Below are 13,462 nucleotides of genomic sequence, written 5' to 3'. Positions count from 1 at the left end.
CCTGCACGATAGCCTAAGCATGGTGCAGGAGTCCGGAAAGGGACTTACTTCACCTCACGCAGCACAAGGCTGGCGTTCGTTCCGCCAAATCCGAAACTATTCGACATGGTGGCGCGCACCCGGCCCTTCTTGGCATTGTGCGGGATCAGGTCGATCACGGTTTCGAAGCTCGGATTGTCGAGGTTCAGCGTTGGCGGCATGACCTGATCGCGGATAGCCAGGGCGCAGAAAGCGCTTTCGATCGCACCAGCGGCGCCGAGAAGGTGTCCAACGGCCGACTTGGTCGATGACATGGAAATGTCCTTCGCGTGGTCGCCGAAAGCCCGCTCCACTGCGCCGGCTTCGCCTTCGTCGCCCTTGGGCGTCGACGTGCCGTGCGCATTGACGTAGTCGATTTCAGTAGGGTCGATACCGGAATTCTTCAGGGCCATTTTCATGGCGCGATAGCCACCCTCAGCCCCTTCAGCAGGGGCCGTGATGTGGTACGCATCGCCGGTCAGGCCGTAACCCGAAACCTCAGCGTAAATCTTCGCGCCACGGGCCTTTGCATGCTCATACTCTTCGAGCACCAGGATCGCAGCGCCTTCACCCATGACAAATCCGTCGCGATCCTTGTCATACGGACGCGAGGCCTTTTCGGGCGTATCGTTGAAATTGGTGGACATGGCCTTGGCGGCGCAGAAGCCGGCAATGCCGATCCGGCCAATCACGGCTTCGGATCCGCCTGCAATCATCACGTCGGCATCGCCGTACTTGATGAGACGGGACGAGTCGCCGATCGCGTGCGCCCCGGTTGCACAAGCCGTAACAACCGCGTGATTCGGGCCTTTGAAGCCGTACTTGATCGAGACCTGACCGGAGGCGAGGTTGATCAGGGCCGACGGAATGAAGAACGGGCTGACCTTGCGCGGGCCATGCTCGTGCAGGGTGATCGCGGTGTCGTAGATCGATTCGAGCCCACCGATGCCTGAGCCGATCATGACTCCGGTGCGCTCTTTTTCCTCTTCGTCCTCAGGACGCCAATTGGCATCCTCGACAGCCTCTTCGGCCGCCGCGATGGCGTAGAGGATAAACTCGTCGATCCGGCGCATCTCCTTCTTGGAGACGAATTTTTCCGAATCGAACGCTTCGGGGTCTCCTTCCCCACCGCCACGGCCAGTCACCCATGGCACCTGGAAAGCGATCTTGCAGGGCATGTCCTCAGGGTCGAACGCATCAATGCGTCCAGCCCCGGACTTGCCCGCAAGCAACCGTTCCCATGTGGCCTCACGTGTCGCCGCGAGCGGCGACACGATACCAATGCCAGTAATGACGACGCGGCGGTCAGACATGGAGACCCCTCCTGTCCAGGATGTCTTAGATGTGAGCCTTGATGTGGGTCACGGCGTCACCGACGGTACGGATAGACTCCTGCACATCGTCCGGGATTTCGATATTGAATTCTTCCTCAAAAGCCATGACCAGCTCGACGAGGTCCAGCGAGTCTGCGCCGAGGTCGTCAATGAAGCTCGCGCTTTCGACGACCTTGTCACCTTCAACGTCGAGATTGTCGACAACGATTTTCTTAACACGTTCGAGAACGTCAGACATGTGCACCTCTCTTAAATGCCTGAGGAATGGCCCGAAATCCGAACCATTGTGTTGCGCCTAGCACACAGTTATCCGAGCCGCCAAGCCCTTGTATAGCTGTGAACTGTGCCTATCAGATCATGGCCATACCGCCATTTACGTGCAGCGTCTGCCCCGTAACATAGGCTGCCTCGTCAGAAGCCAGATACACCGCAGCTGCAGCAATATCGGCGCCCTGCCCCAATCGGCCCGCAGGAATTCTCCCCAGAAGCGAACTCTTCTGAGCTTCCGGCAGCACATCCGTCATGGGCGATTCGATGAATCCGGGGGCGATTGCGTTGGCTGTAATGCCGCGGCTGGCAACTTCCTGCGCGAGTGATTTGGTAAATCCGATCATCCCCGCCTTGGACGCGCAATAGTTCGTTTGCCCGGGATTGCCGGTCACACCGACCACCGATGTGATGCCGATAATGCGGCCATGACGGCGCTTCATCATGCCCCGCACGACGCTCTTGGTCAGGCGGTAGTAGGATCCGAGATTGATATCGATGACGTCGTTCCAGTCGTCATCCTTCATCTGCATCAGCAGTTTGTCGCGGGTGATGCCGGCATTTGCGACCAGAATATCGAGCGGCCCGACCACGTCCTCGGCTTTCGCAGCGAGGCCGTCGACGGCCTCGGTGTCGGACAGGTTGCAGGTCACCACGGCACTTTCCCCGGGCAAAGTGGCAGCAACCTCATTGAGGACCCCTTCGCGCGTGCCTGACAGCACGACTTTCGCGCCAGCTTCCGAGAGCGCTTTCGCAATCGCGCTGCCGATACCGCCGGAAGCGCCCGTAACAAGGGCCGTACGGCCGGAGAGTGTAAACATGGGATTATCCCTTCATGGCTTCTGCAAAGGCTTTCAGATCCTCGGGCGCGCCGAGGGTGAAGCCTTTTAGTGATTTCTCGATGCGGCGCTGCATCACCGTCAGGACCTTACCGTTGCCAACTTCGCCCGTCGTGTCGACGCCCTGCGCGAACATGAACTGTACACTTTCGGTCCAGCGGACGCGGCCTGTCACCTGCGCGACGAGGTTCTGACGGATGATTTCAGGATCGGTCACTGGCGTCGCAGAGACATTCGCAACCACCGGAACGACCGGCGATTTGATATCGGTGCCGGCCAGCGCCTCAGCCATGGCATCGGCGGCGGGCTGCATCAGCGAGCAATGGAAAGGCGCGGACACGTTCAGCGGCATCGCTTTCTTCACGCCGTTTGCCTTCGCCCACTCACAGGCTGCATCGATCGCGGCTTTCGATCCGGAGAGCACCAGCTGACCGGGCGCGTTGTCGTTCGCAAGTTCGCAAACCCCGCCCGTATCGCGGCCAGCCGCACAAGCGGCCTCTGCCTGCACTACATCAGCGCCCAGCAGGGCTGCCATGGCGCCTTCTCCGGGCTGAACGGCCGACTGCATGGCATTGCCGCGGATGCGCAGGAGGCGCGCCGTATCTGCGATTGTCAGCGATCCTGCAGCGGCCAGAGCGGAATATTCCCCCAGCGAGTGACCGGCCACAAAGGCAGCATCCCTGGCGGAGGTGCCGAATTCGGCCTCCAGCGCCTTCATGGCGGCAACCGAATGGGCCATGAGCGCCGGCTGGGTATTGGCCGTCAGCGTCAGGTCCTCGATCGTGCCGTTCCACATCAGGTCCGACAGGTTCTGGCCAAGCGCGTCATCGACCGCCTGGAACACGTCGCGGGCGGCCGGATAGGCATCCGCAAGGGCCTTGCCCATACCGATTTCCTGGCTGCCCTGGCCAGGAAAGATGAAGGCGAGTTTGGTCATCGGCGATTCTCCCGGGATTTTCGCCGTGCCTAAATGTGCACGCGCGTGTGCGCAAGCTATTGAAAACCCTTGCCAGATGCGCTTTACAGCCGCCTTCATGGACAGGGATGCGGTCCTTGGTACTCCGGAATGAGCCGGAGGAAGAGGGGCCATCGTCCGGCAGTTTCCCGCTGTCTGGCGCCGCACCCCTTATTTTTGGGAATGAAAACATGGCTTTTTACGAGCATGTCGTGATCACACGACCTGACATCTCGCCGGCCCAGGTCGACTCTTTTGTCGAAGAACTGTCCGGCTTTCTCAAGGAAAAAGGCGCCACAATCGGCAAAACCGAATATTGGGGCCTTCGCAACCTTGCCTACCCGATCAAGAAGCAGCGCAAGGGTCACTACTCGCTGATCAACATCGACGCGCCTGCCGCTGCGATCCACGAACTGGAACGCCGCCAGCGCCTGTCGGAAGACGTCATGCGCTACATGACCATCCGCGTGGAAGAACTGAGCGACGAGCCGTCGCCGGTGCTCTCCCGCAAAGACCGCCGCCGCGACTAGGAAAGGGACAGGACATGGCTCAGAAACTGAACATCACCAATATCCCGGCCCGCCGTCCGTTCGGCCGCCGCCGCAAAGTCGATCCGTTTTCGGGCGATAACGCCCAGACGATCGACTACAAGGACGTGAAGCTGCTTCAGCGCTATATCTCTGAAAAAGGGAAAATCGTGCCGAGCCGCATCACGGCTGTAAACCTGAAGAACCAGCGCAAGCTTGCCCAGGCCATCAAACGTGCCCGCATGCTCGCCCTGCTGCCCTTCGAAGTGAAGTAAGGAGAGACTGACATGCAAGTGATCCTCCTTGAGCGCGTTGAAAACCTCGGCGCCATTGGCGACGAAGTGAAAGTGAAGAACGGCTTCGCCCGTAACTTCCTTCTGCCGCAAGGCAAGGCCCTGATGGCCAACGAACGCAACCGCGCCCGTTTCGAGCGTGAACGCGACGCCATCGAAGCCCGCAACGCCGAAGCCCGTGCAGCTGCTGAGACCGAATCCCAGAAGCTCGACGGCGCAATCTTCGTCCTGATCCGTCAGGCTGGCGACACCGGCCATCTTTATGGCTCCGTCACCGCACGCGACATTGCCGATGCTGCTGAAGCATCCGGCTACAGCGTGCCGCGCTCCGGCGTGCGCCTCGACAAGCCGATCAAAGAGATCGGCCTCTACGACGTTTCAGTCCGCCTCCACGCGGAAGTTACCGTCACCGTCCAGGCAAACATCGCCCGTTCGAATGACGAAGCTGACCGTCAGGCCAAGGGTGAAGACATTGTTGCTTCGCTGCAGGCTGCCAATCAGGCGCAGGATGATGAGCAGGCCGGCGAACTCGCCGAAGCTGCTGCAGAACGTGCCGCTGAAGGCCCTGCTGAAGAAGAATAAGCTTCACGGCATACCAGACAGAAAAGGCCGCACTTCCGGGTGCGGCCTTTTTCTTTGGCAGTTACGGATGTTGGTAGATCATCCACCGATGACGGGCATTTATCCACAGGTGAGGCAGCTCTATCACCGTGCACTCTCACCTCAGGTAAGGTAGGGTTAACGCCATGCCTCTCGACGATACCGCCTCCCCCAAAGACGCCATCGCGCCGCCGCACAATCTGTCGGCCGAATCCGCCGTGCTGGGCGCCATTCTGTTCGACAACAATTCCTACCAGCGTGTCGCCGACATCCTGCGCGCGTCGGATTTCTACGCCCCGGCCCACCAGGAATTGTATGAAGTCGCTTCCATCATGATTCAGCAGGGGCGCATCGCCGATGGCGTGACCCTGCGCGAGCATTTCGAGAAGGCCGAGAAGCTGTCGGAGATTGGCGGCGCGCGTTACCTGGAACAGCTGCTCGATTCGGCGGCTTTCGGTGCCGAGGTGGGCGACTACGCCCATATGATCCGCGATCTCGCCATGCGCCGCTCGCTCGTCGGCATCGGCAGCGACCTTCAGGGCCGGGCGCTGACCCCTGCCCCGGAAGAAAGCGGCGAGCGCCAGATCGAGCTGGCTGAACGCCAGCTGTTCGACCTCGCCGAGCGCGGCGCCACCGGCCGCGGCTTTACAAGCTTCGCGGAAGCGCTGACGGAATCGTTGAAAACGGCCGAAGCGGCCTACAAGCGCGAAGGCAAGATTGCCGGGATCCCGACCGGCCTGCGCGACCTCGATGAAAAACTTGGCGGCATGCACCGGTCTGACCTCATCATCCTCGCCGGACGCCCGTCGATGGGCAAGACATCGCTCGCCACCAACATCGCCTACAATGCGGCCTCTGCCTATCGGGCCGAGATGCAGGAGGATGGCTCCAAGAAAACCGTAGACGGAGCGATCGTCGGATTCTTCTCGCTGGAAATGTCGAACGAACAGCTGGCAACGCGTATCATCGCGGAGCGGACCGGGATCACCACCCACCGCATTCGCCAGGGCGATCTCGACAAGGGCGACTTCGAACGCCTGCGCGAAGCGACGGAGGAGCTGCAGAACCTGCCGCTCTATATTGACGACACTGGCGGTATCTCGATCAGCCAGCTCGCGGCGCGCGCGCGCCGCCTGCAACGCTCCGTCGGTCTCGACATGATCGTGATCGACTACCTGCAACTGATCACGGTCAGCACCTCCGGCCCCAATTCCAGCCGTGTGCAGGAAATCACCCAGATCACGACCTCGCTGAAGGCGCTGGCGAAGGACCTGAACGTCCCGATCATCGCGCTGTCCCAGCTCTCCCGTGCCGTGGAACAGCGCGACGACAAACGCCCTCAGCTGTCCGACCTTCGGGAATCCGGCTCCATCGAGCAGGACGCGGACGTCGTCATGTTCGTGTACCGCGAGGAATATTATCTTGCCCGGACAGAGCCCGGCGCAGACCCGAGTGATCCGGCATCAAACGAAAAATGGTCCAAGTGGCGCCAGCGCATGGACGAGGTCTACGGCAAGGCCGAATGTATCATCGGCAAGCAGCGTCACGGTCCGATCGGCCGCGTCGAACTCGCCTTCGACTCCAACATCACGCGCTTCGGCGACCTGACCAAGGAACAGCAGGGCTACGGCGGCGACTTCGAGTAAGCCTCAGGCCAGCGCCGCGTGCAGCAGGTCCAGCGCTTCGATCGCGAAACGGCGCATATTGTCTTCCCGATCGTCGAGGCCCGTTTCAAGCGTGCGGGAAACTTCAAACCTGTCCGGGCCGCAGACCGCCACGCAGGTGTGTCCGGCCGCATCGCCGTAAGGATTTCCGTTCGGCCCGGATGCGCCGGTCTCGCACAGCCCCCAGTCAGCGCGCAGCTTGCCCCGGATCGTGCGGGACAGCAGGCGGGCATACGGCTCGGTCGAAGAGCGCATGTCGCCCAGGTCTTCCTTGGTCAGCCCCAACAGCCCCCGGAATGCCTGCGGCGTGTAGATCACCCCACCTCCCCGGTAGAAGGCCGATGCGCCCGGCACGGCGAGCAGCGCGGCCGAGATCAGGCCTCCGGCAGATGATTCCGAGATCGCGACGGTTTCGCCGCGCTGTGTCAGGCGTGCGCCGATATCGGCGGCAATGGGGATCAGGTTTTGCATACGTCACATCAACCAATCACCAGGGCGCTGGCAAGCCTCGACGCAACGACAGGTGTTGGTTTCGCCGGCTTTTGCGCCCACACTCTTCGAAATCATTGGAGGAAGCCCAAGTGGATCTGCATCTCAAAGGAAAGAACGCCGTCATCCTTGGCGGCACGCGCGGCATCGGGCGTGCCATTGCCGGCACGTTGGCCAGTGAAGGCGCCAATATCGCCATCTGCGCCCGCAATGAAAAGCAGGTCGCCGAAACGGTCGAGGCCCTGCAGGCCAAGGGCGTGAATGCGACCGGCGCTTCAGTGGATATTACAGATGAAGACGCCCTCAAATCCTGGATCCGGAAAGCGGGCGTGGAACTGGGCGGCATCAACATCCTGGTTTCCAATGCCGGGGCCATGGCGCAGGGCAATTCGCCTGAAGCCTGGACACAGAACTTCCAACTGGATGTGCTGGGCGCAGTCAACGCCTTCAACGCGGCCGAGCCCTTCCTGGACAAAGCCGCCAAGGCAAGTGGCGATGCAGCCTTTGTCATCATCGCCTCCGTCTCGGCGGCGCAAGCAGACCGGGCGGATTCTTACGGTCCGATGAAGGCGTCGCTGATTCACTTTGCCAAAGGGCTGGCCCGCGAAAACGCCGCCAAAGGCCTGCGTGTCAATGTCGTCTCGCCGGGCATGGTCTTCTTCGAAGGCGGGATCTGGCACATGGTGCAGACTAACCAGCCCGACTTCTTCAAGCAGGCCAATTCCCGCAATCCGACCGGACGCTGTGCAACGCCGCAGGAAATCGCCAACGCGGCCGTGTTCCTGGCCAGCCCGGCATCCTCCTACACGACGGGCGTCAACCTGGTCGTGGACGGCGCGGTGTCCAATCGCGTGAATTACTGACCGAGCAGGTCGATCGTGCCGGCAGGCGGGCCCTACAGCCCGCCTAGCCAGTCGATCAGATGCCGATTTACAGCTTCCGGACGCTCTTGCTGGGTCCAGTGGCCGCAGCCTTCCAGCAGATGGCATCCGCGCAGGTCCGCCAGGTTCGGTTTCATCGCGGCGACGATGTCCCCCTGGAACATTTTCAGCACGAGATCCTTCGTGCCTCCGATGAACAGCGATGGCTGCTGGATCACCGGATTGGCCGGATGACTCTTCAGGAACGCATAGTCGCGCGCATGATTGCGGTAGCGGTTCAGCGGACCGCGGAAACCGGATTTGCGGAACTGGCTGTCGTAATAGGCGACATCATCCGCGTCCAGCCAGGGCAGCGGCATGGGCGGTTCCGGCAAGCGGTGCAGCAGCGTGTCGCCATGCTTCTTGTCCGTCGGCCAGGTGCCGTCCGGCGCATCGCCGGAGATCGCATAGTAGAACTTCCGGATCGTCTCCGCAGGATCGGCTTCCAGCTCCGCTTCCGGCGGGCCGATATCCTGGAAATAGACCTGATAGAAGAACAGGCCTCGTTCGGTGAACACCTTGTGTACCATGTCCAGGAACATGACGTCGCCCATCGGCATGTAAGGCACGGAAAGCCCGGCCACCGCACGGAACTTGTCCGCATGCAGACGGGCCGTATTCCAGGCTATGGGCGCGCCCCAATCATGTCCGACGACAACCGCCTTCTCACCCGGTGACAAGGCCTCCGCCAGCCCTGCGATATCGCCGGTGAGGCTCTCGAGATCATACGCCTCGACCGCCTCCGGCCGTTCGGATTCGCCATAACCGCGCACATCCGGTGCGGCCACCCGGTAGCCGGCCTCGCTGAGCGCCTTGATCTGGTGGCGCCACGAATACCAGCTTTCGGGAAAACCGTGGACGAGCACGACAAGCGGCCCGTCCCCGGCAGTCGCCACGCGCAGCGTGACGCCATTCGTCTTTACAAACTCGAAGGTCTGCTCACTCACGAGCCGTCACCACCAATCCATTTGAATTCCGGCTCATCCCACCAAGGGAAGAAGCTCGGCATACCGTCGGATACTTTCACCGGATAAGTCGGCTGACGCTTCTCGAGGAAGCTCATCACGCCTTCGCGGGCATCTTCGGTTTTGCCGCGCGAGTAGATTGCAGCGGAATCGACGATGTGGGCTTCCATCGGGTGGCTGGCGCCCAGCATGCGCCACATCATGTGACGGGTCAGCGTCGTGGAGACGGCGGCCGTATTGTCTGCAATCTCGCGGGCCAGCTTTTTCGCTTCATCCAGAAGGTCAGCCTGCGGATAGACGGCTTTCACGAAGCCGGCATCGAGAGCCTCCTGCGCCGGGAAGATCCGGCCGGTAAAGCACCAGTCCAGCGCCTGCTGAATACCAACGAGACGCGGCAGGAACCAGGAGGACGCAGCCTCCGGGTTGATGCCCCGGCGGTTGAACACGAAGCCGAAGCGCGCATTGTCGGATGCAAGGCGGATATCCATCGGCAGCTGCATGGTCACGCCGATCCCGACGGCTGCGCCATTGATGGCGCCGATCACCGGCTTCAGGCTGTTGAAGATACGCAGTGTCACGCGCCCACCGCCATCGCGCTGGATATCTTCGCTGGCAGTGCGGCCAGCCTCACCATCGCCCGAGCGTTTGTCATAGTCGAACGTCTTGGCACCGGACGAGAGGTCAGCCCCTGCGCAGAAGGCGCGGTCGCCATGCCCCGTCACGATGACAACACGCACGTCGTCGTCTGCGTCGGTGATGTCGAACGCTTCGATCATCTCCTGCATCATCTTGCCTGTGAACGCGTTCATCTTCTCTGGCCGGTGAAGGGTCAGAATGGCGATGCCGTCTTCCTTCTCCAGCTTGATTTCTTCGAATGTCTTGAGCGCCGTAGCGGCCATGGCCGGTCTCCCTGTTGGTTTGCAGGCTAGTGAGGCGGGGTTCCGCAAGGTTCGTCAAGCCGGGGCTGGTGAGTTTCGTACTCGCCCCTCGGAAAGCGTGATTTTGCAGATTCCACAGGCATGCTTGACGCAGCGCCCAAACGGACCGGATAGTCGCGACCTGCCCCGCCATCAATTTACGGACCCGCGCTTCATGGAGTTTCACGACTTCCCCCCCGTCACGACGTATGCCGCGCCGTTCTTCGTCCTGTCCGTCGTGCTGGAATGGTGGGGCGTAAAGACCGGACGATTCCATGGCCGGTATGAAACGAAAGACGCGTTTACATCGCTTGCCATGGGCATCGGCAATGTCGTTGTGAACACGCTCACGGCAACGGTCTTTTTCTGGCTGCTGATCGTGGCCTGGCCCTACCGGGTGCTGACCCTGCCTTATACCTGGTGGAGCTTTCTCGCCTGCTTCGTGCTCTACGATTTCATCTACTACTGGAAGCACCGCTTCGCCCACCGGGCCCGCTGGTGGTGGATGGAGCATGTCACCCACCATTCCTCAGAGCACTACAATCTGACGACCGCGCTGCGCCAGCCCTGGTTCGGCCCGTTCACCGGGCTCTACATTCTCGGCCTGCCCATGGTGATCCTCGGCTTCCACCCTTACCTCATCGGCTTCGCGGCGGGCTGGAACCTGCTCTACCAGTTCTGGATCCATACCGAGGCCATCAACCGGATGCCGAAATGGTTCGAGGCGGTGATGAACACACCCTCGCACCACCGCGTGCACCACGCCACGAACCCGCGATACCTCGATACCAATTATGCCGGGGTCTTCATCGTCTGGGACAAGATGTTCGGCACCTTTGTGCCCGAACTGGACGCGGACAAGCCGGTCTATGGCATCGTGAAACCGGTCGGCTCGTACAATCCGTTCACCGTGGCCTTCCATGAATTTTTCGCCCTGATGCGGGACTGCGCCAGCGACGGCCTGCGCCCCGACAAATGGTTCGGACGCATGATCAACGCCCCGGGCTGGAACCCTGACGGGCACCACAACCGCTCCGTTGAACTCAAACAGGCCTATGTCGACGCCCACCCGGACGAGGCCGGCAGTCCGGGTCTCCCCGGGTAACCACGCGATGGCCGACAGGCTGCGGTCGTTCCGGCGCTTTCCGCAACGTCTCCGGTGGACGCCATCGACAGTGTGAGTATGGTCACGGCTGACTATTTCGCAGGGGCCGGGCACAAGCGCCCCCGGAATTTCGTGAGGAGAGCCAGGAATGCACCCCCATCACCACGCAAAGACCAATCCCGACAAGCCTGCCTACATCATGGCCGGTTCCGGTGAGACCGTCACCTACGGCCAGCTGGAGGCACGCTCCAACCAGGTCGCGCACGCCCTGCGCGGCGCAGGCTGCAAGCCGGGCGACACGATCGCGCTGTTCGCCGAAAACTCGCCGCGCTATTTCGAGATCTGCTGGGGTGCCCAGCGGGCCGGGCTCTACTATGTCGCCATCTCCTCGCGCCTGACAGCGCCGGAAGTGGAATACATCCTGTCGGACTCCGGCGCGAAACTCTTCATCGCCGGCGCATCCAAGCGCGCCGTAGCCGAAGAGGTCAAAGCCCTCACCAATCTCGAGCACTACTGGTCCATCGACGGGCCCATGCCGGGCTTCGCGCCGCTCGAAACGCTTCGGGGCGCGTTCCCGGAAACTCCGATTGCCGATCAGATGGCCGGCACAGACATGCTCTACTCCTCCGGCACGACCGGCCGGCCGAAGGGCATCCGCCCGGCGCTTGAGCCGGACATGCCGATCGACGACACGAACGTGCTTATCCAGATCCTGCAAGCCTTCTCCGGCGCGGGTCCGGATAGCGTCTACCTGTCGCCCGCCCCGCTCTACCATGCCGCCCCGCTGCGCTACTGTATGACCTTCATGAAGCTCGGCGCCACGCTGGTCATCATGGAAAAGTTCGATGCGGAATCGCTGCTCAAATACATCCAGCAGTACAAGGTCACGCACATGCAGATGGTGCCGACCATGTTCGTGAAGCTGCTCAAGCTGCCTGAAGAGGTCCGCAAGAAATACGACGTGTCCAGCCTGCAATGGGTTGTCCACGCGGCGGCACCTTGCCCGGTACCGGTCAAGGAACAGATGATCGAATGGTGGGGCCCCATCATCGACGAGTATTATGCCGGCTCTGAAGGCAACGGCATGACCTGGGCCAGAAGCGACGAATGGATGGCCCATAAGGGCACCGTCGGCAAAGCCGTCCATGGCGAGGTCAAGATCTGCAACGAAGAAGGTGATGAAGTACCGGTCGGCGAGGAAGGACAGGTCTACTTTGCGGGCACCACACCGCCGAACTATCATAACTCGCCGGACAAGAACGAAGCAGCCCTGAACCCGAAACACAAGGACTGGTCGTCCCTCGGCGATGTTGGCAAGCTGGACGCAGACGGGTTCCTCTACCTCACAGACCGCAAGGCGTTCATGATCATCTCAGGCGGTGTGAACATCTATCCGCAGGAATGCGAAAACATCATGATCACCCACCCGAAAGTGGCCGACGTGGCCGTGATCGGTGTACCGGACGAAGAATTCGGCGAGTCCGTGAAGGCGGTCGTCCAGCCCATGCCTGGCATTGCCCCTTCCGAGGAACTGGCTGCAGAGCTGATGGAATTCGCGCAGGCTAATCTGTCGAAGATCAAATGCCCGAAGAGCATCGACTTCGACCCGGAACTGCCGCGTCACCCGACCGGCAAGCTCTACAAGCGCCTCATCCGCGACCGCTATTGGGGCAAGAAGGACAGCCGCATCGTCTGATACGGAAACGGCCCGGGCGGGAAAGCACCCGGGCCGCCAGCCGCTGCAGCCTTATTTCAGGAACGCAACAGCCTCATCCGTCGTCCAGACGGCGTTCGCGATCATGGAATAGTTCAGGACCGCCGCGTCATAGGCCTCTTCGCCCGGCGCGCCGACGGCATCCTCCACCATCACGACATTGAAGCCCTGTTCGACCAGTTCCCGCATATGGGAATCCGTACAAAGATTGGCGGCAAAGCCGCCCATGATCACCGTGTCGATGCCATGCTTGCGCAGCTGCATCACAAGGTCGTTCGACTCCGGCCCATAGATCTTGTGAGGTGAAACGATCACTGTTTCCCCATCCAGAATGGCGGGCTTCAGCGGGCCATAAAAGTCAGCCCCTGTACCGGCGATCTTTGAATAGTCCACCGGCCCGGCCACTTCGAACATGTGAATGTCGTGCAGGGTCTGCTGGATCGGCCCGCGCACCAGCCAGCCACCATCCTGCGGAAAGTAATAGTGCGGGCTGACAAAGAGGGGCACGTCTTCCGACTTCGCAGATGCGATCAGCTTCGCGATATTCTCACGGGTGTGCAGGCGTTCCACATTGCCCTTCACGAGGCCCCAGGCCGCGCCTTTCTCGCTCATGAAGTCATTCTGCGGATCGGTGATCAGCACCGCTGTTCGCGCCGGATCAGGTTGGAAGCCGGCGGCCGGTTCTGCTGAGGCGCACCCTGCGAACGTCAGCATGGCACCGGCCACAGCCAACGCCGCCGCGAAGCCCTTCCGGGAGGATTTCAGACCAAACATTCTTGTCTCCTTTGCTGTCTGGCAGGCCGAACCTGCGCTTCAGCGGGCCTCCCGGGAAATTCAGAGTTTGGATTTGATTGA

General features: G+C 61.2%; 15 protein-coding genes. 7 read left to right on the top strand and 8 right to left on the bottom strand.

Going from position 1 to position 13,462, the window contains the following annotated elements; translation table 11 throughout:
- Positions 1-44: 44 nt before the first annotated feature.
- The 4 genes from fabF to fabD all read right to left on the bottom strand — a co-directional run bounded on the left by fabF (position 45) and on the right by fabD (position 3,395).
- A complete protein-coding gene (gene fabF, locus HAD_RS12055) occupies positions 45-1,331 on the bottom strand; it encodes a beta-ketoacyl-ACP synthase II (protein WP_035571283.1) in 1,287 nt (428 codons plus the stop codon).
- A 25-nt stretch (positions 1,332-1,356) separates the two neighbouring features.
- Entirely contained in the window at positions 1,357-1,590 is a 234-nt protein-coding gene (locus tag HAD_RS12050; protein ID WP_034762761.1) for an acyl carrier protein, read from the bottom strand.
- A gap of 112 nt (positions 1,591-1,702) precedes the next feature.
- Positions 1,703-2,440, bottom strand: a complete 738-nt coding sequence (fabG, locus tag HAD_RS12045; RefSeq protein WP_035571281.1) for a 3-oxoacyl-[acyl-carrier-protein] reductase — start codon at positions 2,438-2,440, stop codon at positions 1,703-1,705.
- 4 nt (positions 2,441-2,444) lie between these two features.
- Positions 2,445-3,395 carry an ACP S-malonyltransferase gene (fabD, locus tag HAD_RS12040; RefSeq protein WP_035571279.1) on the bottom strand — a complete coding sequence of 317 codons (951 nt, stop codon included), beginning with the start codon at positions 3,393-3,395 and terminating at the stop codon, positions 2,445-2,447.
- 209 nt (positions 3,396-3,604) lie between these two features.
- Here fabD and rpsF point away from each other — a divergent pair, with 209 nt between their 5' ends.
- The 4 genes from rpsF to HAD_RS12020 all read left to right on the top strand — a co-directional run bounded on the left by rpsF (position 3,605) and on the right by HAD_RS12020 (position 6,479).
- The gene (gene rpsF / locus HAD_RS12035; protein WP_035572190.1) at positions 3,605-3,943 is read left to right on the top strand and encodes a 30S ribosomal protein S6; all 339 of its coding nucleotides are present in this window, start codon (positions 3,605-3,607) and stop codon (positions 3,941-3,943) included.
- Positions 3,944-3,957: 14 nt separating this feature from the next.
- Positions 3,958-4,215 (top strand): 30S ribosomal protein S18, encoded by a 258-nt coding sequence (gene rpsR / locus HAD_RS12030; RefSeq protein WP_035571278.1) that lies wholly within the window; start codon positions 3,958-3,960, stop codon positions 4,213-4,215.
- A gap of 12 nt (positions 4,216-4,227) precedes the next feature.
- The gene (gene rplI, locus HAD_RS12025) at positions 4,228-4,815 is read left to right on the top strand and encodes a 50S ribosomal protein L9 (protein ID WP_035571276.1); all 588 of its coding nucleotides are present in this window, start codon (positions 4,228-4,230) and stop codon (positions 4,813-4,815) included.
- 164 nt (positions 4,816-4,979) lie between these two features.
- Positions 4,980-6,479, top strand: a complete 1,500-nt coding sequence (locus HAD_RS12020) for a replicative DNA helicase (protein ID WP_035571275.1) — start codon at positions 4,980-4,982, stop codon at positions 6,477-6,479.
- 3 nt (positions 6,480-6,482) lie between these two features.
- On the opposite strand, the gene HAD_RS12015 is transcribed toward HAD_RS12020, so the two are convergent.
- Positions 6,483-6,968, bottom strand: a complete 486-nt coding sequence (locus HAD_RS12015; RefSeq protein ID WP_035571274.1) for a CinA family protein — start codon at positions 6,966-6,968, stop codon at positions 6,483-6,485.
- Between the two features lie 110 nt (positions 6,969-7,078).
- Between HAD_RS12015 and HAD_RS12010 the strand changes: the two genes are divergently transcribed.
- On the top strand, positions 7,079-7,849 hold the full coding sequence (locus tag HAD_RS12010; protein ID WP_035571272.1) for an SDR family NAD(P)-dependent oxidoreductase: 771 nt from the start codon (positions 7,079-7,081) through the stop codon (positions 7,847-7,849).
- Positions 7,850-7,881: 32 nt separating this feature from the next.
- Here HAD_RS12010 and HAD_RS12005 read toward each other — a convergent pair whose 3' ends face one another.
- Positions 7,882-8,853 carry an alpha/beta fold hydrolase gene (locus HAD_RS12005; protein ID WP_035571270.1) on the bottom strand — a complete coding sequence of 324 codons (972 nt, stop codon included), beginning with the start codon at positions 8,851-8,853 and terminating at the stop codon, positions 7,882-7,884.
- Complete coding sequence (locus HAD_RS12000) at positions 8,850-9,770, bottom strand: crotonase/enoyl-CoA hydratase family protein (protein ID WP_035571269.1); 921 nt, start codon at positions 9,768-9,770, stop codon at positions 8,850-8,852. The genes HAD_RS12005 and HAD_RS12000 overlap by 4 nt, the downstream gene beginning before the upstream one ends.
- A gap of 193 nt (positions 9,771-9,963) precedes the next feature.
- Here HAD_RS12000 and HAD_RS11995 point away from each other — a divergent pair, with 193 nt between their 5' ends.
- A complete protein-coding gene (locus tag HAD_RS11995) occupies positions 9,964-10,893 on the top strand; it encodes a sterol desaturase family protein (RefSeq protein WP_035571267.1) in 930 nt (309 codons plus the stop codon).
- 148 nt (positions 10,894-11,041) lie between these two features.
- Positions 11,042-12,589, top strand: coding sequence for an acyl-CoA synthetase (locus HAD_RS11990; protein ID WP_035571265.1), 1,548 nt, complete (start codon positions 11,042-11,044; stop codon positions 12,587-12,589).
- A 51-nt stretch (positions 12,590-12,640) separates the two neighbouring features.
- Here the strand turns inward: HAD_RS11990 and HAD_RS11985 are convergent, their stop codons facing one another.
- Positions 12,641-13,381 carry a cysteine hydrolase family protein gene (locus HAD_RS11985; RefSeq protein WP_051596189.1) on the bottom strand — a complete coding sequence of 247 codons (741 nt, stop codon included), beginning with the start codon at positions 13,379-13,381 and terminating at the stop codon, positions 12,641-12,643.
- Between the last annotated feature and the right edge of the window lie 81 nt (positions 13,382-13,462).

Source organism: Hyphomonas adhaerens MHS-3 (assembly GCF_000685235.1).
Taxonomy (GTDB): Bacteria; Pseudomonadota; Alphaproteobacteria; order Caulobacterales; family Hyphomonadaceae; genus Hyphomonas; species Hyphomonas adhaerens.
Note: the sequence above shows the minus strand (reverse complement) of the source record. Positions and strands in the feature narration are given on the sequence as shown.

Bases quoted from the DNA above. Each gene is read 5' to 3' on its own strand.
- fabF (WP_035571283.1), bottom strand. From the start codon at position 1,331: ATGTCTGACCGCCGCGTCGTCATTACTGGCATTGGTATCGTGTCGCCG.
- HAD_RS12050 (WP_034762761.1), bottom strand. From the start codon at position 1,590: ATGTCTGACGTTCTCGAACGTGTTAAGAAAATCGTTGTCGACAATCTC.
- fabG (WP_035571281.1), bottom strand. From the start codon at position 2,440: ATGTTTACACTCTCCGGCCGTACGGCCCTTGTTACGGGCGCTTCCGGC.
- fabD (WP_035571279.1), bottom strand. From the start codon at position 3,395: ATGACCAAACTCGCCTTCATCTTTCCTGGCCAGGGCAGCCAGGAAATC.
- rpsF (WP_035572190.1), top strand. From the start codon at position 3,605: ATGGCTTTTTACGAGCATGTCGTGATCACACGACCTGACATCTCGCCG.
- rpsR (WP_035571278.1), top strand. From the start codon at position 3,958: ATGGCTCAGAAACTGAACATCACCAATATCCCGGCCCGCCGTCCGTTC.
- rplI (WP_035571276.1), top strand. From the start codon at position 4,228: ATGCAAGTGATCCTCCTTGAGCGCGTTGAAAACCTCGGCGCCATTGGC.
- HAD_RS12020 (WP_035571275.1), top strand. From the start codon at position 4,980: ATGCCTCTCGACGATACCGCCTCCCCCAAAGACGCCATCGCGCCGCCG.
- HAD_RS12015 (WP_035571274.1), bottom strand. From the start codon at position 6,968: ATGCAAAACCTGATCCCCATTGCCGCCGATATCGGCGCACGCCTGACA.
- HAD_RS12000 (WP_035571269.1), bottom strand. From the start codon at position 9,770: ATGGCCGCTACGGCGCTCAAGACATTCGAAGAAATCAAGCTGGAGAAG.
- HAD_RS11995 (WP_035571267.1), top strand. From the start codon at position 9,964: ATGGAGTTTCACGACTTCCCCCCCGTCACGACGTATGCCGCGCCGTTC.
- HAD_RS11990 (WP_035571265.1), top strand. From the start codon at position 11,042: ATGCACCCCCATCACCACGCAAAGACCAATCCCGACAAGCCTGCCTAC.
- HAD_RS11985 (WP_051596189.1), bottom strand. From the start codon at position 13,381: ATGTTTGGTCTGAAATCCTCCCGGAAGGGCTTCGCGGCGGCGTTGGCT.